This window comes from Flavobacterium xizangense, from assembly GCF_054075145.1.
In genome coordinates, this window is record NZ_JBSIPG010000002.1 from 453,549 (window position 1) to 470,923 (window position 17,375).

Consider the following 17,375-nt stretch of genomic DNA (forward strand, 5'->3'; position numbering starts at 1 on the left):
TCCCGACTTCGCACCCGTTCCAATTAGCCACAACGCAAAGTATAAAACAATTGAAACGCAATATAGAAGCGTATACGAAGTCGGGAGACTTCGCACAGCGCGCAAATAATATAGTCATAAAAAAAAAGTTTATTTTTTAGTTCCCAACAAATACAAAATCTTCGCAGGTCCAGATTTTACTTTTCCAACTTCCCAATTAAAACTTGCCGCGTTATCTAATTTAGAAATCAATTCATTCATTTCTTCAACAGAATAGGTTCTTAACGAAGAAACTACACCGTCCCACAAAACCAAAATAGGTACAATGGGAATCAGATACGTAAAAATAATTCTGCTAATTTTAAATGGTCTGATAAAAGGCGTTGTTAGCAAAACACTAATCGGTGAAAAAATCATGGCAATAATACTTGGAACACTTCTCTCTTGCCCTTCAAAAATGGCAATTGAGCTATTGGTGTCGACTGCATTTTGCAAAATCTGCTGAGCATCTTTGGGTTTGAAATGGTGCAGAGATAAAAATTGTGTTCGAAGTCCTTTTAAGTTTTCATGAACATTTCTGGCATCGACAGATGTTTTTATAAAATCGAAATTACTGGCTTGTTTTTGAGTGTGTTCAAATGCAGGAATATTTGGAAAATAATCCGTCAATAGAATCTTGAGATCGGGGTTGGTTTTTCTTAATTCGGTGTTGAGCCAAATCAGTCCGCCTCCTCCACCCGACGCTAAATCGATAATTTGATTGGTTTGGCTTCCTTTTAAACCTTTTTCTATTAGTGGTACAATTCCCTTATACATGGCGGTTTTATTCGAAAGAAACTGCAAAAAATCGGTCATATAATTTCTAATAAATTCTGGAAGCCATTGCTGATCTTCAAATTCAAACAAATGTATTCTGCTCATACTTTATTGATTTTGTGTTCCATACAAATTTCAATAATTTTCTTGAAAGAGCTACTTTTGATAAATTAAAAAATCAGAAGCCTCTTTATTAAACACTTTCATAAAAATAGACTAGTCCTTCTTTAAGACTAAAAAACATCACTTACAATTTTTTTATATCTTTAAAAACTCTAATTATATACCTATTTAGAACAGCAAAATTCAATAACACACCCAAATTCTATGAAAAAAATATTTACTTTATTCCTTTTAGCTGGATTTTTTACTTCATACGCTCAGGATTCAAAACCGAAAGCCGCTGCGCCTCCGGCTGCAAAAGAAGAAAATTCACCTGCCAACCTTACTTTCAATCCGGACTCTCAAGTTGTCACCAATCATACAACCACAATAAAAGGACAAAAAGTTCCTTATAAGGCAACAACCGGCACTATGCCAGTTTGGGACGAAGACGGAAAAGCAATTGCCGGATTGTTTTATACGTATTATGAGCGTTCTGATGTAAAAGATAGAGATTCACGTCCTTTGGTTATTTCATTTAATGGTGGGCCTGGATCTGCTTCAGTTTGGATGCAGATTGCTTATACGGGACCAAGTTTATTAAATATTGATGATGAAGGATATCCTTTGCAGCCTTATGGAATAAAAGAAAATCCATATTCTATTCTAGATGTCGCTGATATCGTTTTTGTAAACCCTGTTAATACAGCGTATTCAAGACCTACAAGCAAAGAAATCCCTGCTACAAAATTCTTCGGCGTAAATGCCGATATCAAATACTTAGCCGATTGGATCAATGGTTTTGTAACCCGCACGAATCGTTGGGCTTCACCTAAATACCTAATAGGCGAAAGTTATGGTACAACCCGTGTTTCCGGATTAGCACTTCAATTGCAAAACAATCAGTGGATGTATCTTAACGGAGTGATTTTGGTATCTCCTACTGACTTAGGAATAACACGTGGCGTTGTTTCTGATGCCGCTCTTAAATTACCTTATTTTGCTGCTACTGCATGGTATCACAAAAAGCTTAGCTCTGACCTTCAAAACAAAGATTTAACGGATATGTTACCCGAGGTTGAAGATTTCACTATAAACGAGCTTCTTCCTGCGCTGAGCAAAGGAGGATTTTTGGAAGAACAAAAAAGAAAAGAAATTGCCGCTAAAATGGCACGTTATTCTGGTATATCTGAACAAGTTATCCTGCAAAACAATTTAGACGTTCCGTATGATTATTTTTGGAAAGAGCTGCTAAGGGACAAAGGCTACACAGTAGGAAGACTTGATTCAAGATACAAAGGAATTGACCGTAAAGACGCTGGAGAAAGCGTTGATTTTAATGCGGAACTTACATCTTGGCTGCATTCTTTTACACCTGCCATCAATATGTATGTACGCAATAATTTGAATTACAAAACGGATTTTAAATACAATATGTTTGGTCCGGTGCATCCTTGGGACAGATCTAATGATAAAACAGGCGAAAACCTAAGACAAGCCATGGCGCAAAATCCATATTTGCATGTAATGGTTCAATCAGGATATTATGATGGTGCCTGTAACTACTTTAATGCTAAATACGATTTATGGCAAATGGATCCAAGCGGAAAACTAACAGATAGAATGTCATGGAAAGGCTACAGAAGCGGCCATATGATGTATTTGAGAAAAGCTGACCTGGAAACTGCAAATGAAGACATCAGAACATTTATAAAACAATCATTACCTAAAGCTAGCGAACCTGCAAAATATTAAATCTGATTTTTAATCCTAAAGAAGCTAAATTACAATTACCGTAATTCATGATCTCAAAAGCAACATTAGCAGATATTCCTGCTTTGACTATATTAATCAATTCTGCATACAGAGGAGAAACTTCTAAAAAAGGCTGGACAACCGAAGCGCATTTACTGGAAGGAAAAAGAACCGATGAGCAGGAAATCACTTCCATTTTCCAGAATCCAAAAAACACGATTCTGAAATTCACTGAAAATGACAAAATTATTGGTTCAGTTTTATTAGTTGAAAAAGGACATCAATTGTATTTAGGAATGCTAACAGTTTCACCAGAACTTCAAAATAGTGGTATCGGGAAAAAGCTTTTGGCCGAAGCCGAAAATCATGCTAAATTTTTGAATTTGTCGAGTATTATTATGACCGTTATTTCGGTTCGTGAAGAACTTATTGCATGGTATAAACGTCATGGTTATGTGGATACAGGCGAAAGAGAAGCTTTTCCTGAAAGCGGAATTCATGTTACTGTTTCTGAAGAACCATTGGAGTTTATATATTTAAAGAAGAAGCTTTAAAAAGGTTCAAAGATTCAGAGGTTCAAAGGAACAAAGATTTTCTTTTTTAATCTCGCAAAGTCGCAACGTGCAAAGTTTTATTTTTCTTTGCTACTGTGCGACTTTGCGAGATTATTTTTTAAATTTACTTAAACCGATTTATTTATATTCAAATAGTACCTTTTCATCTGTAAAATCAGTTGCTACGTTAGCAGGATTACTTGTAACGCAGCTGCCAGAAAGCAAAATTTCACTTATTCTTCCATATTTATCAAAATTTCTTTTGAAGCTGATTGTTTTATAAGATTTTTGAAATGGCGTTTTAGTAAAAACATTTTCAATTTTTATAATATTATTTGCACTACTTTTTCCTAATTTATTGTAAGCTAAAGGCTTGATCAATCCAACCTTATGCAATGGTGTTTCATAACCAAAATCACCCATTGGAATATAAGGTGAAGAATCATACGTATAATTAGTTACAACCACATCTCCATATTCAGTAGTTTTAGTCTGAGTAATATTTCCGTTAGTAATCGTAAAATCTATTTGCTTTTGTAAATAATATTTTCCAGTAGAGCCTGTTGCAATACTCTTAAAATAAGTTACTAATTTAAATAAATATCCATTTTCATAACTAATAACAGTTGAATCTCTATCGATACTTGTTATTTCTCCAGTAAGCTTTTTAAAAACTCGATTACCAATAATTGAAACAATGTTTTTGTCTTTCAATTTGATGTATCCTTTTGCTTCTAAATCTATACTTGAAATATTGTCTTCTAATAGATTTGTTTCAATCAGATCATCATTTACATACTTTATTTCTACTGCTCCATTTAATTTTATCCTACTTAAATCGTCGTATTGATATTCTTGCTTATCATTCATATAAGCTAAATTACTACTCGTAGGATAAGTAATTGAAACTAGTTTTTGATTTGCAGGATTAATTTCTTGTTCTTGCTCATCTTTAGGAGAATCTTCTGAAGAACAGGCCGTTGCTAACAAAATAATTAAAGCAAAAGTGAAAATAGTACTTTTTTGAAATTTCATTTTTATAATAGTTTAAAAGTGTACAATAGATTATGGGATTTTGTGACACAAACGTAAAAAAAATAACTATTTATAAAGTACGGAAAGCCGTAAAGAGACAAACTTTACGGCTTTTTATTTTCAGAAAAACGATCTTTGACTATTAACTCAGAAAAACTAAAGTACCAACTCTTCAAACAAACGTTGAATCGTTTTCTCCAAATCCTGACACAAACCCGGATGAGGTCTCGACGTTTGTATCGCAGAACTTCTAATAGCCGTTAACCATCTAAAACGCTCCGGAATTTCAAATGCAGCTATTGGTCCGCCGTCTTTGGCTCCGCTTGCTATTTTTTCCAATGAAGTTAAATTGCACTCTAATTGTTCAATATCAAAATCGTTTGAAAGGGCTTGAATTTTTTCTTTATTCAAATGAAAAAGAACTTTTATAAACTTGGCTTTTTTGCAAAACAAAATGATTCCGATATTCAGGAATTCTTCGCGTTCTACCCTTGGCACAACACGAATCACAGCATATTCGTATAAGTGGTTATCTTGCATTTTGAGCCTGATTTACAAATATTTCTGAATTCTCTAATCTTGTTTTTAAAAACTGCAAGTAAACGTTTCGCAAGCCTTCCGGCGTTTCCTCTGCATCTTCCCATTGCAACCAGTCTAACGGAATCGTATTTACAATTTCTTCTAAAACTTGTGGCGTTAACATCGCTTTAAATTCAGCATCGACTTCTTTTATAAGTGACGCCTGTGGCAATAAAACATGATCTTTTATCAACGCAAACGGGCTTTTGGCATGTTGTTCCCAATTGTTCCAGGAATGATGAAAATACAAACATGCTCCGTGATCAATCAGCCATAATTCTTTATGCCAAATTAGCATATTGGTGTTTTTGAAAGTTCTGTCAACGTTTGTGATATAAGCGTCCAGCCAAACAATCTGTGAAGCTAATTTTGCATCAACAGTCGTTACAGCAGGATCAAAAGTAATTGCACCTGATAAAAAATGAAGCGCCAAATTTAATCCCTGGCTTCCTTGCAGTAAATCCTGAATTTCCTCGTCGGCTTCGGTTCTTCCGAAAGCTTCGTCGAGATTGGCGAAAACTAATTCTGGAAGTTGCAGTTTTAAAGCTTTTGCGATTTGTCCGCCAACTAATTCGGCTATTAATGCTTTTACACCGTGTCCTGCACCTCTAAATTTTAATACGTATTTAAAATCGTCATCGGCTTCTGCCAAAGCGGGTAATGATCCGCCTTCGCGCAGTGGCGTTATATATCGCATGACGTTTACCGTTCTGAGATCGAAGTTGTTTTTCATTTTTTTAAAGATTCAAAGATGCTAAGAAACTAAGATGGTAAGTTTTCAATCTTTGATATTACAAACTTAATGATTTTAACCGCAAAGCCCGCAAAGGTTTACGCAAAGGACACAAGGATTTTTATCTTAATGCAAAATTTGCTCGCAAAGACACAGAGTCGCAAAGAAATTTAAAACTTTGCGACTCTGCGTCTTTGCGAGATTAAAAAACTTTGCTCCCGATAGCTATCGGGATTGCTTGAACCTTTGCGCTCTTTGCGGTTAAGCTAAACTCAAAAAAGCTTTTCCCAAATATTTAATAATTGTTGAAGCTGTAAATGCTTCGTAACCTGTTTTTGGCAAAGCTAAATCAGCCGTTAATCCATGAAGATAAACCCCAAATTTTGACGCATATTTCGGTTCGCAACCTTGTGCTAGCAAACTTGTCAGGATTCCCGTTAAAGTGTCGCCACTTCCTGCTGTTGCCAACGCTGCATTTCCAGTAGTGTTTTCGTAGATTGAATTTCTGTTTATGATAAATGTTGGTGCGCCTTTCATGACGACAATGACTTTGTATTTTTCTGAAAATGTAATTGTTTTTTGAAATTTCTCTGATTCTGAATTCCATTTGCCTATTAATCTCTCTAATTCTTTAGGATGAGGCGTCAGAATGGTGTCTTCGGGAACTAATTCCAACCACGATAAGTTTTCTGAAATAATGTTTAGCGCATCCGCATCTAAAACCAAAGGCATTTTATTGATTCTTAAAAACTCAAATAAGGCTTTTTGTGTTCCAAGCTCTTTTCCTATTCCGGGACCAATTCCGATGGCTTGCGGAATTAAGGGCAAATGGATATTGGTAATGAAATTTGTGTTTTCATCGGTTACAGTCATCACTTCGGGAATCGCGATTTGAAGAATTTGATAACCGCATTTTGGTATAAAAGTCGTTACGAGTCCGCAACCCGATTTTAAACAGGATTTTGATGCTAAAACAGCTGCTCCAATTTTTCCATAACTTCCTGCAATAATCACAGCATGACCTTGTGTTCCTTTATGTGCTTTGGAATCTACAGGTTTGTATATTTTTAGAATTTCTTCTTTTGTGATTAAATACGGTGATTTCATTTCAATAGCTTTTTATTTTAAACACATAGAATCATAGCTTTACTTTGCGAATAAAGGCGTTTCACTTGTTTAAATAAACATAGCTAAACCTGAAAAGCATAATTCAACATTAAAATTACGTAAAAAATCGAAATCACGAATTCTTCTTTTGAAACAGTAAGCGCTAGCCTTGATAGAAGCGGCATCCTTTTTGTTTTTTCTTTAAAAACAAAAAGATATAACGGATAGCAGGAAATAGCTCCTAATTATTGCGAAATTTATAATTTAAGACATTTAAATTCGATATTTTTTGAATAGATTTGCAAAACAATTTTATAAAACAACACAATGAAAAATACTGCGCTTACGCACATACATGAAGGCTTAGGAGCAAAAATGCTTCCTTTTGCTGGTTATAACATGCCTATTACATATGAAGGAGTTAATGCTGAACATGAAACAGTTCGTAACGGTGTGGGCGTTTTTGACGTTTCGCATATGGGTGAATTTTTGTTAACGGGTCCTAATGCATTGGCTTTGATTCAGAAAGTAACTTCTAACGATGCGTCGACTTTGACCATTGGAAGAGCACAATATTCTTGTCTTCCAAATAATGAAGGCGGAATTGTTGACGATTTGATTATTTATAAAATGAAAGAAGAAGAGTATTTACTTGTTGTAAATGCTTCGAATATTGAAAAAGACTGGAACTGGATTTCTTCTCATAATGATTTGGGAGTTGATATGAAAAATCTTTCTGATCATTATTCTTTATTAGCTATTCAGGGACCAAAAGCAGTTGAAGCTATGCAGTCTTTAACTTCTGTTGATTTATCTTCTATTGTTTATTATCATTTTGAAGTGGCAGATTTTGCAGGATTCAGCGATGTAATCATTTCTGCTACAGGATATACAGGTTCTGGAGGTTTTGAAATTTATTGCAAAAATGCAGATGCTGAAGCAATTTGGAACAAAGTTTTTGAAGCTGGAGCGGCTTTCGGAATTAAACCTATTGGTCTTGCTGCTCGTGATACTTTACGTCTGGAAATGGGATTCTGTCTTTACGGAAACGATATTAATGATACTACTTCTCCACTTGAAGCTGGTTTAGGATGGATTACGAAATTCACTAAAGATTTCACAAATTCTGAAGCACTTAAAAAACAAAAAGAAGCTGGTGTTACAAGAAAACTAGTTGCTTTTGAAATGCAGGAACGCGCAGTGCCAAGGCATGATTACGAAATTGTTGACGCTTCTGGTGAAGTTATTGGAATTGTAACTTCTGGAACGATGTCGCCTTCTATGAATAAAGGAATTGGTTTAGGATATGTTACTGCGGCAAACAGTGCTATTGATAGCAATATTTTTATCAGAATTAGAAAAAATGATGTTGCTGCTAAAGTGGTAAAATTGCCTTTTTATAAAAAATAATTTTTGACTGAATACTATAGAAATGCATTGCGATATAAATGGCAATGCATTTTTTTTTATGCCGAATTTTATTCATCAGATGTCATTCACAGATAAAATCTTTTAGTCATCGATATTCTTGAGAAATTACTGTCTTTTATCAAAAAATTACCGTAATTTTAATGTAACCGATGATTTACAGATTTATGAAAAGCCTATTATTAGTATTTCTGCTGACTTCAACTGTTCTATTTAGTCAAAATAGCACTCAGACATGCGAGATTTTAAATAAAATTAATGCGCTTGTTCAGAGCGAACACATTCGCCCAAAACCAGTAGACGACAGCTTATCGGTTTTTGTTTTTGATAACCTAATCAATGAATTAGATCCGTCACGAAACATCTTTTTTAAAACCGAATACGACGAAATGTCTAAAAAATATCGCCTGAATTTAGACGATTTGATTCTGAACAACAACTGCAGCTTCTTAGAAGATATTACTTCAAAATACAAAACCGGACTTTTGAGAACGAAAGCGGTTTTAGAAAAAATTCAATTGACCAATATTGATTATACAATAAAAGACACTATCCGATTTTACAAAAAAGCTTTTCCTTTTTATTTAAAAAAAGAAGATCAGGAGAAAGTATGGCTTAAAAAACTACGCTATCAGATTTTAGATGAAATGGCCGAAAGCAGTGAAAATCTTGATTCTGTAAAAGCTAACTTCAAATCAATTGAAACAGCAACAAAACAGATGATTTTGTCGAATGAAATTTGCCGAATAAACACCTTGTTAGAAAACAAAATCAAACAAGAAGAAAACCTTTATAATTATTTCTGTACTTATTTTGATCCGCATACCGCTTATTTCAATGATGATTCAAAAACCAGTTTTGTGGCTTCACTATCTAAAGAACATCTTTCATTGGGAATGAGCGTAAATCTGAATGAAAAAAATGAAATTATTATTGCGGAAATTGATCCTAACGGACCTGCATACCAAACCGGACTTATTAAAAAAGGCGACCAGATTATCTCCATATCAAACCAAAAGGAAACTTTAAAGGTTTCCTGTTCATCATTAGAATCGATTTCGTCCATGATTTTATCGGAATCCAATAAAAGCATTACGCTTACGCTGAAAAGAAACTCAGGAAAAAGCTTTGATGTTTATATTGAAAAACAAGTCATGAAAGATGAAGATAATTCGGTTTACAGTTTTATTATTGGAAAAGACAGTAAAATTGGCTACATCAAAATTCCTAGTTTTTATGCTGATTTAGATGAAAACAACCGAAAAGGCTGTGCTGATGATGTTGCCCGAGAAGTCTTGAAACTTGAAAGAGACAATATACAAGGTTTAGTAATCGATTTAATTGACAACGGCGGCGGTTCGATGGAAGAAGCTATAAAACTAGCCGGAATGTTTATCGATTACGGTCCGATTTCGATTGTAATTGATAATAAAAAAGAGAAATCTGTAATAAACGATCCTTATAGAGGACTAATTTACAAAGGCCCAATCGTAATTCTTATAAATAGTAATACAGCATCGGCAAGTGAATTTTTTGCTTCTATTCTGCAAGATTATAATCGCGCTCTTTTAATAGGAAGCACTACCCTTGGAAAAGCAACTATGCAGACTATTCTCTCTCTTGATGAGCAAAAAAATACAGACTTTTTAAAAATTACGATTAACAAATTTTATCGTGTCACAGGAAAAAGCCACCAATATGTTGGTGTAAAACCTGATGTGGTTCTTCCTGAATTTTATGAAGACGTTTATCAAAAAGAAAGTGATTTTCCGACGGCTATTAAAAACGACAGTATTGAACCTTTCTTAAAATACAAACCTTATGCAAAACGCCCGTTGATTGATAAACTAGCTAAAAATTCAGCGGCCCGACTGGCTGATAATTATTATTTTAACGACATCAAAAAAATAAACCAAAAAATTGATCAAATTGTAAATACACCAAAAGCTGAACTTCCTATGACTTTGGATGCCGTTTTCAAGCAAAAAAAACTAGTCAATTCCCTTTGGAAAGAAATCAATACTTTCAATGACGAAAACAATCCGCTGGATGTTTACAATTCAACTGTAAATCAATTTTTGCTTGGAGTTTATCCTAACGACAAAACCGTAAATCAATATCAGATTGACAATTTAAAAACAAATCCGTATTTGAATGAAGCTGTAAATGTTATCAATGAATTTAATGCTTCAAAATAACTATTTTGTTTCAGGTTTCACGTTTCAGGTTTCACGTTCTAATCTGAACTTGAAACGTGAAACCTGAAACTTAAAACATTAAAAAAAAGAATAGTATTGTTTTTGGAAAAATAAGGAATAACCGTATTTTTGCATCACAAAACTAATAATTAGAAATGGGAAGAGCGTTCGAATTTAGAAAAGGAAGAAAAATGAAACGTTGGTCAGCGATGGCCAAAACATTTACCAGAATTGGTAAAGATATCGTTATGGCTGTTAAAGAAGGCGGACCAAACCCAGATGCCAATTCTAGATTAAGAGCTGTAATACAAAACGCGAAAGCGGCCAACATGCCTAAGGACAATGTGGAGCGCGCGATTAAAAATGCAAGTAATAAAGATACTGCCAACTATAAAGAAATTCTTTTTGAAGGATATGCGCCTCACGGAATTGCAATCTTGATTGAAACAGCTTCTGACAATAATAACAGAACAGTAGCAAACATCCGTAGTTATTTCAATAAATGCAACGGAACAATGGGAACTCAGGGTTCAGTTGAATTTATGTTTGATCACACTTGCAATTTCAGAATTGCAAATAATGGTCTTGATGCTGAAGAATTAGAATTAGAATTGATTGATTTTGGTGCTGAAGAAGTTTTTGAAGACGAAGACGGAATCTTAATTTATGCTCCTTTTGGAAGTTTTGGTGCTTTACAAAAAGAATTAGAGAACAGAGGTTTAGAAATTTTATCTTCTGGCTTTGAGCGTATTCCTCAAATAACTAAAGAATTGACAGAAGCTCAAATCGCTGACGTTGAAAAACTAATCGAAAAAATCGAAGAAGATGATGACGTTATGAACGTTTATCATACAATGAAAGAAGAATAGTTTTTTCTCAAAAAATATCTAAGCTCTGGATTTTTCCAGAGCTTTTTTGTTTGTAATGATTTTAAACTAGAACCAATGTTTCCAAAAAACATTTTAACCATTATATTTGCAACACCTCAAACAAAAAAATAATATAAAAATGCAAACATCAAAATACACAAAAATAGCGGTAATTACACTTGTGCTTTTGTTTTTAGTCCTAAGCGTAATAAGCTGTAGCACTCATGTACATACAGGTCCGGGGCCAGCGCCAAAAGCTAAAAAACTACCACCAGGACAAGCAAAAAAAATGAATGGAGACAAAAGCGCAAAAGCTTATGCTCCAGGACAACAGAAAAAACATTAAAAAAGAAAGCCTTCTGAAATTTCAGAAGGCTTTTTTATTTGACTTTACTATAAAGTAAAACGTATTATTTTTTATTTGTTATTTTCAATAAGTAGGTTCCTTCTGGTAAATCACCAATGTTAGAAGCATTACTTCCAGTTAATTTTCTTCCTTGAGAAAAAACTTCAACAGTTTTAGTTGTAGTTGTAGCTGTATTAGCATCTGTTGAAGTCGTCGCTACAGACGTTGTTGGTTTTGCAGGTGCAACAGTTTTTGCAGGTGCAGCAACTGCAACTTTTTTAACTGATGCAGGCTCAGCTACACGATTTGCAACTGGTTTTGAACTATTATAAGATTCCATTACCTGCTCATCAGTCATAGCAACATTATATATTTTAAGATCATCGATATCAGCGTTAATCGTAGTTGCTCCATTTATTTGTCCTAATTTAAGAATATAACCTTTCGTTGCTCGTGTAATTCCTGTTGCTGATTTTAACAATTCTCCATTACGATATAATTTAGAATTAGTACCATCATACGTCACACTATATTGATACCAAACTTCTTTTTGAAGAGGAACAGAAACAATAACATTATTAGCATCGCCCCATCCAACAAGACTTACATCTGAATTTCCTGAAACTGCAGGTTGCTGTAATAATCCGAAAAATTGAGAATTTGTTGGAGTTCCGTAGCCCAAGATATAATTTGCTGAAGCAACCGTATTAAATTTTACCCAAAAAGATATAGTTCTCGGCTTATTTTCCTGAGGAAGATCCCCTACTACACCTTGTAAAAATTTATTTGTAAGTCGTTGAGCTGCTTTGGGAGTTCCTGTTCTATCAGCTACAAAATTTGGCGCACCTAGTAATGTAATGGTATTGTCAGTACTGCTTAAATTTCCATTAAATGTGAATTCCTGAACAGGGTTTTGGGCATTAGTAGTTAAAAAAGTTACAAACATTAACGTAAGTAATAATCTTTTCATATTTAATATTTTAAGGTGATTTAGGATATCTCTTAACTATTTTAAAGTATTCTTTTATTTCAAAAATTTTGTTAAAAATATAATTTTAATTCAACGTTACCAAAAACATCGTGTGGAAAAATAAGATATTCTTATTAAAATTATAAAAATAAAAATTAGTCAGCATTTCTTTTCAGAATTTGTAAAAACATTTTTACAAAACAACTTTAAAAAAGCCTTCTGAATATCAAAAGGCTTTTTTTCTACTATCCAAAATAAATTGCTTACTAAACAACATGATAAAAAAACTAAAAACTAACTAACTATTTCTATTAACCAAATTTCTTTACTTTGATGTGATTTTTTTTGATGGTGCATTTGTGATTTTCAACAAATAAGTACCTTCAGGCAAATCACTAATGCTCATGGAATTATTTCCAATGATTTTCTGTCCTTGTGAATAAACTTCAACATTTTTATCTCCATTTACATCACTATTTGCAATAATTGCATTTGACGGCGCTGCTTTAACAGCAACTTTAGTTTTTCCAACAACCGCTTTGGCTGGCGCAACTTTCGGCGTTGCAGCTTCTGCAACAATAGCAACTATAGGTTTAGATTCTTCATAAAGAGCTGCAACTTGTTCATCTGTCATTGCAACATTGTAGATTTTCAAATCATCTATATCCGCATTAATGCCAACAGTCGTATTTATTTCTCCAAGCCTAAAAATATTGCCTTTCGTGGAACGCTCAATTCCTGTTACAGATTTCAACAGGACTCCGTCGCGGTAAATTTTAGATATTTTCCCATCAAATGTAATAACATAATGGTACCAAGTTGCTTTTGCCAACGGAGTAGAAACAATCACATCATTGCTTGCTCCCCATCCTGCCATACTTAAATCTGAATTCGAAGAAGATGTCCCTTGTTGTAATAGCCCATAATATTGTGCATTATACGCTGTACCATAACCCAAAATATAATTTGCCTTAGAAATATCATTTAGTTTTACCCAAATACTGATTGTTCGTGCAGCATTATTTTGAGGCAAATCATCAATAACAGCTTCCAACGCTTTGTTATTCAGTCGTTGAGCGCTATTAAGATTTCCCATACGATCAGTAACAAAATTATTTGTTCCCATGAAAGTAATTGTATTTTGAGTATTGTTTAAAGTTCCGTTGAAGTTAAACTCCTGAATAGGATTTTGCGCAGTAGCATTCAAATAACTTACAAACATTAAAGAGAGTAGTAATTTTTTCATAGCGATAGATTTAGGGTTATTAAAAAACATTGTGTCATTTTAACACTGCTAAACTATATTTTTATGTTTTCCAACAGAAATTTTTTCGATAACTAACCTAAATAATCGTTTAAATAACAAAAATTGATAATTTTAAACGATTAATTGTATTTATTTATACTCTTAACAATAATATTAATTTTTTAAATTTAATTCAATCAAAAACAAAATTTCTTACGTATAAATACGGTATTTATAAAAATCAACCACTTATAATTATTCATTCTAAAAGACATAATTTGACTTATAAACTTATAATTTACTATTTATTGGAATTACACACTTGAATTAGTCCCAAAAAAAAGCTCCATCAAACGATGGAGCTTCATATTTAGAAAAGTATTTTTAATTACTTTACAAATTCAATTTTTTGAACTTCTTCTTCATTGATACTATCAAAGAATCCTTGTTCGTTCATCCAGTCATCACTAAAGACTTTACTCATATAGCGAGAACCGTGGTCTGGGAAAATGGCAATAATATTACTATCTTTAGTAAATTCACCTTCTTCAGCATATTGTTTAATCGCCTGCATTACTGCTCCAGAGGTATACCCAACAAATAATCCTTCTTTACGAGTGATCTCTCTTGCTGAGTGTGCACTTTCTTCGTCTGTTACTTTTATGAACTTATCAATGATATCAAAATCTGTAGCTGACGGAATCAAGTTTTTACCTAAACCTTCTATTCGATAAGGGTAAATTTCTTTGCTGTCAAATTCTCGTGTTTCGTGATATTTCTTTAATACCGAGCCGAAAGCATCAACACCAAGAATTCTAATATTAGGATTTTGCTCTTTTAAGAATTTTGCAGTACCAGAGATTGTTCCTCCTGTTCCACTACAAGCAATTAAGTGTGTGATTTTTCCTTTTGTCTGTTCCCAGATTTCAGGGCCTGTAGTATTGTAATGTGCATCAATATTCAGTTGATTGAAATATTGATTGATATAAACAGAACCTTTTGTTTCTTCGTGTAAGCGCTTTGCTACGTTGTAATAAGATCTTTCATCATCTGCTGAAACGTGTGCTGGGCAAACATAAACTTTTGCTCCTAAACTTCTCAGCATGTCAATCTTATCTTTTGATGATTTTGAACTTACAGCTAAAATACAGTTATATCCTTTAATAATGCTGACCATTGCTAAACTAAATCCTGTATTTCCTGACGTAGTTTCAATAATCGTATCACCTGGCGACAAAATTCCTTTTCTCTCAGCTTCTTCAATAATATATAACGCGATTCTATCTTTTGAGGAATGACCTGGATTAAAAGCTTCTACCTTTGCGTAGAAATTTCCTTCTAACTCTTCGGTGATTTTATTTAGCTTAATAAGTGGGGTGTTACCTATTAATTCTAAAACATTATTATAAGCATTTATTTCTTCTTTCATAAAAAAATAGTTAATCAAAGGTTTTTTTTAAAACCCCCGATAGGTTGCAAATTTAACAAAATTTTTCTAATTAGCTTTTAATTTTCTCTAAATCTAATAAAAAACTAAATTCTTTTGCTAAGTCCTTCAAAGCCTCAAAACGTCCTGAAGCACCGCCATGTCCGGCATCCATATTGGTATCTAAAAACAAAAGGTTTTCGTTTGTTTTCATACTTCTCAATTTGGCTACCCATTTAGCAGGCTCCCAATATTGTACCTGCGAATCGTGCAATCCTGTAGATACATACATATTTGGATAATTTTGAGCTTTTACATTATCATACGGTGAGTAGGATAACATATAATCATAATACTTTTTATTGTTTGGGTTTCCCCATTCATCATATTCTCCTGTTGTTAACGGAATGGTATCATCTAACATTGTTGTTATGACATCCACAAAAGGAACCTGAGCAATTACTCCGTTATATAATTCAGGAGCTTCATTTGTGATAACTCCCATTAAAAGTCCTCCTGCCGATCCGCCTTCTGCGTACAAATGTTTAGAAGATGTGTATTTCTCGTTTATTACAAATTTAGAGCAATCGATGAAATCTGTAAAGGTATTTTTCTTTTTTAACAGTTTTCCGTCTTCATACCATTGTCTTCCTAAGTCTTCTCCACCACGTATATGAGCGATAGCATAAATAAATCCGCGGTCTAAGAGCGAAAGTCTTGTTGAAGAGAAATAAGTATCCATTGTAATTCCATATGAACCATAGGCATACAATAAAAGCGGATTTTTACCATTTTTCTCTAATCCTTTTCGATAAATCATCGAAATTGGCACTTTTACACCGTCTCTTGCAGTTGCCCAAACTCGTTCTTCTACATAATTTTCTTTATTAAATTTACCTCCCAAAACCTGTTGTTCTTTTAAGATTTCTTTGGTTTTAGTTTTCATATTAAAATCAATTACAGACGATGGCGTCGCAAGTGACTGATAGCTGTAACGTAAAATATCAGTATCAAAATCAATATTTGTTGTGGTGTACGCATTGTAAGTCTCACTTCCGAATGGCAGATAATAATCTGGTTCACCATTCCAAGGCATGATTCTAATATGATTCAAACCATTTGAGCGCTCTTCTACGACTAAGTAATTTTTGAAAATTTCAATATCCTCTAACAAAACATCTTCTCTATGCGGAATAACATCTACCCAGTTTCTTTTGCCTGTTTTATTTTCAGGCGTTTTCATCAGTTTAAAATTAGTCGCTTTGTCTTTATTGGTTAAAACATAAAACGAATCTTCAAAATGAGAAATACTGTATTCTAATCCGCGAACGCGTGTCTGAAAGACTTCAAATTCTCCGTCAGGATTATCCGAATTCAAAATTCTGTATTCTGTCGTTAAGGTACTTCCAGAACTGATTACAATGTATTTTTTAGATTTTTCTTTGTGCACAGAAACATTAAATGTATCATCTGTTTCATTATAAACTAAAATATCATCTTTAGAATCTGTATTTAATTTATGTCTGAAAATTTTATCCGCTCTTAAAGTAACTTCATCTTGTCTGGTATAAAACAATGTATTATTGTCGTTTGCCCAAACGGAACTTCCAGTAGCGTTTTCAATTTTGTCTGAAAGAATTTCTCCTGTTTCCAGATTCTTGACTTGAATGGTATAAATTCTTCTTCCAACAATATCTACTCCAAAACTGGCAAACTTATTATCCGGACTAATGCTTAAACCTCCTAATTTGAAATAAGCATGCCCTTTTGCCAATTCGTTGCAGTTGAACAAAATTTCTTCATCTGCAGAAAGGCTTCCTTTTTTTCTGGCAAAAATTGGATAATCTTGACCAGTTTCAAAACGTGTGATATAGAAATAACCGTTGTAAAAATAAGGCACCGAAGAATCATCTTCTTTAATTCGGCTTTTCATTTCCTCATATAAAGAATTCTGTAAACCTTTAGTATGAGCGGTCATATTTTGATAGTAATCGTTTTCTTTATTCAGATAATCAATAACTTCTGGGTTTTCGCGGTCATTCAACCAAAAGTAATTATCAATTCTAGTTTCTTTATGCTTTTTAAGTTTCTTTGGAATTTCTGTGGCTTTTGGAGCCAATATATTGTTTTGCATTGATTGAGCATTTATTTTTAAATACGAAGTGGCAAAAGTAGTACAATCAAAAGAGAACGAAAATTAATTTTTTCATAAAATATTCTATTGATTTACCA

Annotated in this window: 15 protein-coding genes; 6 read left to right on the forward strand and 9 right to left on the reverse strand. The window is 33.5% G+C overall.

What is annotated here, in order from left to right:
• Window positions 1–129 precede the first annotated feature (129 nt).
• On the reverse strand, window positions 130–900 hold the full coding sequence (locus ACWA1B_RS07550) for a response regulator (RefSeq protein WP_456905589.1): 771 nt from the start codon (window positions 898–900) through the stop codon (window positions 130–132).
• Window positions 901–1,122: 222 nt separating this feature from the next.
• Here ACWA1B_RS07550 and ACWA1B_RS07555 point away from each other — a divergent pair, with 222 nt between their 5' ends.
• Both ACWA1B_RS07555 and ACWA1B_RS07560 read left to right on the forward strand, forming a co-directional pair.
• Window positions 1,123–2,652 (forward strand): S10 family peptidase, encoded by a 1,530-nt coding sequence (locus ACWA1B_RS07555; RefSeq protein ID WP_456905591.1) that lies wholly within the window; start codon window positions 1,123–1,125, stop codon window positions 2,650–2,652.
• A gap of 47 nt (window positions 2,653–2,699) precedes the next feature.
• Window positions 2,700–3,206, forward strand: a complete 507-nt coding sequence (locus tag ACWA1B_RS07560; RefSeq protein WP_456905593.1) for a GNAT family N-acetyltransferase — start codon at window positions 2,700–2,702, stop codon at window positions 3,204–3,206.
• A 138-nt stretch (window positions 3,207–3,344) separates the two neighbouring features.
• Here ACWA1B_RS07560 and ACWA1B_RS07565 read toward each other — a convergent pair whose 3' ends face one another.
• The 4 genes from ACWA1B_RS07565 to ACWA1B_RS07580 form a co-directional block, all read right to left on the reverse strand.
• Complete coding sequence (locus tag ACWA1B_RS07565) at window positions 3,345–4,241, reverse strand: hypothetical protein (RefSeq protein ID WP_456905595.1); 897 nt, start codon at window positions 4,239–4,241, stop codon at window positions 3,345–3,347.
• A 156-nt stretch (window positions 4,242–4,397) separates the two neighbouring features.
• The gene (locus tag ACWA1B_RS07570) at window positions 4,398–4,781 is read right to left on the reverse strand and encodes a DUF3037 domain-containing protein (protein ID WP_456905597.1); all 384 of its coding nucleotides are present in this window, start codon (window positions 4,779–4,781) and stop codon (window positions 4,398–4,400) included.
• Complete coding sequence (locus tag ACWA1B_RS07575) at window positions 4,771–5,553, reverse strand: HipA family kinase (protein WP_456905599.1); 783 nt, start codon at window positions 5,551–5,553, stop codon at window positions 4,771–4,773. The genes ACWA1B_RS07570 and ACWA1B_RS07575 overlap by 11 nt, the downstream gene beginning before the upstream one ends.
• Before the next feature lie 261 nt (window positions 5,554–5,814).
• Window positions 5,815–6,660, reverse strand: coding sequence for an NAD(P)H-hydrate dehydratase (locus tag ACWA1B_RS07580; RefSeq protein WP_456905601.1), 846 nt, complete (start codon window positions 6,658–6,660; stop codon window positions 5,815–5,817).
• 327 nt (window positions 6,661–6,987) lie between these two features.
• On the opposite strand from ACWA1B_RS07580, the gene gcvT reads away from it, so the two are divergent.
• The 4 genes from gcvT to ACWA1B_RS07600 all read left to right on the forward strand — a co-directional run bounded on the left by gcvT (window position 6,988) and on the right by ACWA1B_RS07600 (window position 11,501).
• A complete protein-coding gene (gene gcvT / locus ACWA1B_RS07585; RefSeq protein WP_456905603.1) occupies window positions 6,988–8,070 on the forward strand; it encodes a glycine cleavage system aminomethyltransferase GcvT in 1,083 nt (360 codons plus the stop codon).
• Window positions 8,071–8,255: 185 nt separating this feature from the next.
• A complete protein-coding gene (locus ACWA1B_RS07590) occupies window positions 8,256–10,286 on the forward strand; it encodes a carboxy terminal-processing peptidase (protein ID WP_456905605.1) in 2,031 nt (676 codons plus the stop codon).
• A gap of 155 nt (window positions 10,287–10,441) precedes the next feature.
• Window positions 10,442–11,155 (forward strand): YebC/PmpR family DNA-binding transcriptional regulator, encoded by a 714-nt coding sequence (locus ACWA1B_RS07595; RefSeq protein WP_026729302.1) that lies wholly within the window; start codon window positions 10,442–10,444, stop codon window positions 11,153–11,155.
• Window positions 11,156–11,294: 139 nt separating this feature from the next.
• On the forward strand, window positions 11,295–11,501 hold the full coding sequence (locus ACWA1B_RS07600) for a hypothetical protein (RefSeq protein WP_035648493.1): 207 nt from the start codon (window positions 11,295–11,297) through the stop codon (window positions 11,499–11,501).
• Between the two features lie 64 nt (window positions 11,502–11,565).
• Here ACWA1B_RS07600 and ACWA1B_RS07605 read toward each other — a convergent pair whose 3' ends face one another.
• The 4 genes from ACWA1B_RS07605 to ACWA1B_RS07620 form a co-directional block, all read right to left on the reverse strand.
• Window positions 11,566–12,471 carry a LamG domain-containing protein gene (locus ACWA1B_RS07605; protein ID WP_456905607.1) on the reverse strand — a complete coding sequence of 302 codons (906 nt, stop codon included), beginning with the start codon at window positions 12,469–12,471 and terminating at the stop codon, window positions 11,566–11,568.
• Window positions 12,472–12,796: 325 nt separating this feature from the next.
• Complete coding sequence (locus tag ACWA1B_RS07610; RefSeq protein ID WP_456905610.1) at window positions 12,797–13,717, reverse strand: LamG domain-containing protein; 921 nt, start codon at window positions 13,715–13,717, stop codon at window positions 12,797–12,799.
• Between the two features lie 388 nt (window positions 13,718–14,105).
• The gene (locus ACWA1B_RS07615) at window positions 14,106–15,146 is read right to left on the reverse strand and encodes a PLP-dependent cysteine synthase family protein (protein ID WP_456905612.1); all 1,041 of its coding nucleotides are present in this window, start codon (window positions 15,144–15,146) and stop codon (window positions 14,106–14,108) included.
• Window positions 15,147–15,216: 70 nt separating this feature from the next.
• The gene (locus ACWA1B_RS07620) at window positions 15,217–17,277 is read right to left on the reverse strand and encodes a S9 family peptidase (RefSeq protein ID WP_456905614.1); all 2,061 of its coding nucleotides are present in this window, start codon (window positions 17,275–17,277) and stop codon (window positions 15,217–15,219) included.
• Window positions 17,278–17,375: the final 98 nt, after the last annotated feature.

Excerpts from the sequence above, each read along its gene's own strand:
- ACWA1B_RS07550 (WP_456905589.1), bottom strand. The coding sequence starts at position 900 with ATGAGCAGAATACATTTGTTTGAATTTGAAGATCAGCAATGGCTTCCA.
- ACWA1B_RS07555 (WP_456905591.1), top strand. The coding sequence starts at position 1,123 with ATGAAAAAAATATTTACTTTATTCCTTTTAGCTGGATTTTTTACTTCA.
- ACWA1B_RS07560 (WP_456905593.1), top strand. The coding sequence starts at position 2,700 with ATGATCTCAAAAGCAACATTAGCAGATATTCCTGCTTTGACTATATTA.
- ACWA1B_RS07565 (WP_456905595.1), bottom strand. The coding sequence starts at position 4,241 with ATGAAATTTCAAAAAAGTACTATTTTCACTTTTGCTTTAATTATTTTG.
- ACWA1B_RS07570 (WP_456905597.1), bottom strand. The coding sequence starts at position 4,781 with ATGCAAGATAACCACTTATACGAATATGCTGTGATTCGTGTTGTGCCA.
- ACWA1B_RS07575 (WP_456905599.1), bottom strand. The coding sequence starts at position 5,553 with ATGAAAAACAACTTCGATCTCAGAACGGTAAACGTCATGCGATATATA.
- ACWA1B_RS07580 (WP_456905601.1), bottom strand. The coding sequence starts at position 6,660 with ATGAAATCACCGTATTTAATCACAAAAGAAGAAATTCTAAAAATATAC.
- gcvT (WP_456905603.1), top strand. The coding sequence starts at position 6,988 with ATGAAAAATACTGCGCTTACGCACATACATGAAGGCTTAGGAGCAAAA.
- ACWA1B_RS07590 (WP_456905605.1), top strand. The coding sequence starts at position 8,256 with ATGAAAAGCCTATTATTAGTATTTCTGCTGACTTCAACTGTTCTATTT.
- ACWA1B_RS07595 (WP_026729302.1), top strand. The coding sequence starts at position 10,442 with ATGGGAAGAGCGTTCGAATTTAGAAAAGGAAGAAAAATGAAACGTTGG.
- ACWA1B_RS07600 (WP_035648493.1), top strand. The coding sequence starts at position 11,295 with ATGCAAACATCAAAATACACAAAAATAGCGGTAATTACACTTGTGCTT.
- ACWA1B_RS07605 (WP_456905607.1), bottom strand. The coding sequence starts at position 12,471 with ATGAAAAGATTATTACTTACGTTAATGTTTGTAACTTTTTTAACTACT.
- ACWA1B_RS07610 (WP_456905610.1), bottom strand. The coding sequence starts at position 13,717 with ATGAAAAAATTACTACTCTCTTTAATGTTTGTAAGTTATTTGAATGCT.
- ACWA1B_RS07615 (WP_456905612.1), bottom strand. The coding sequence starts at position 15,146 with ATGAAAGAAGAAATAAATGCTTATAATAATGTTTTAGAATTAATAGGT.
- ACWA1B_RS07620 (WP_456905614.1), bottom strand. The coding sequence starts at position 17,277 with ATGCAAAACAATATATTGGCTCCAAAAGCCACAGAAATTCCAAAGAAA.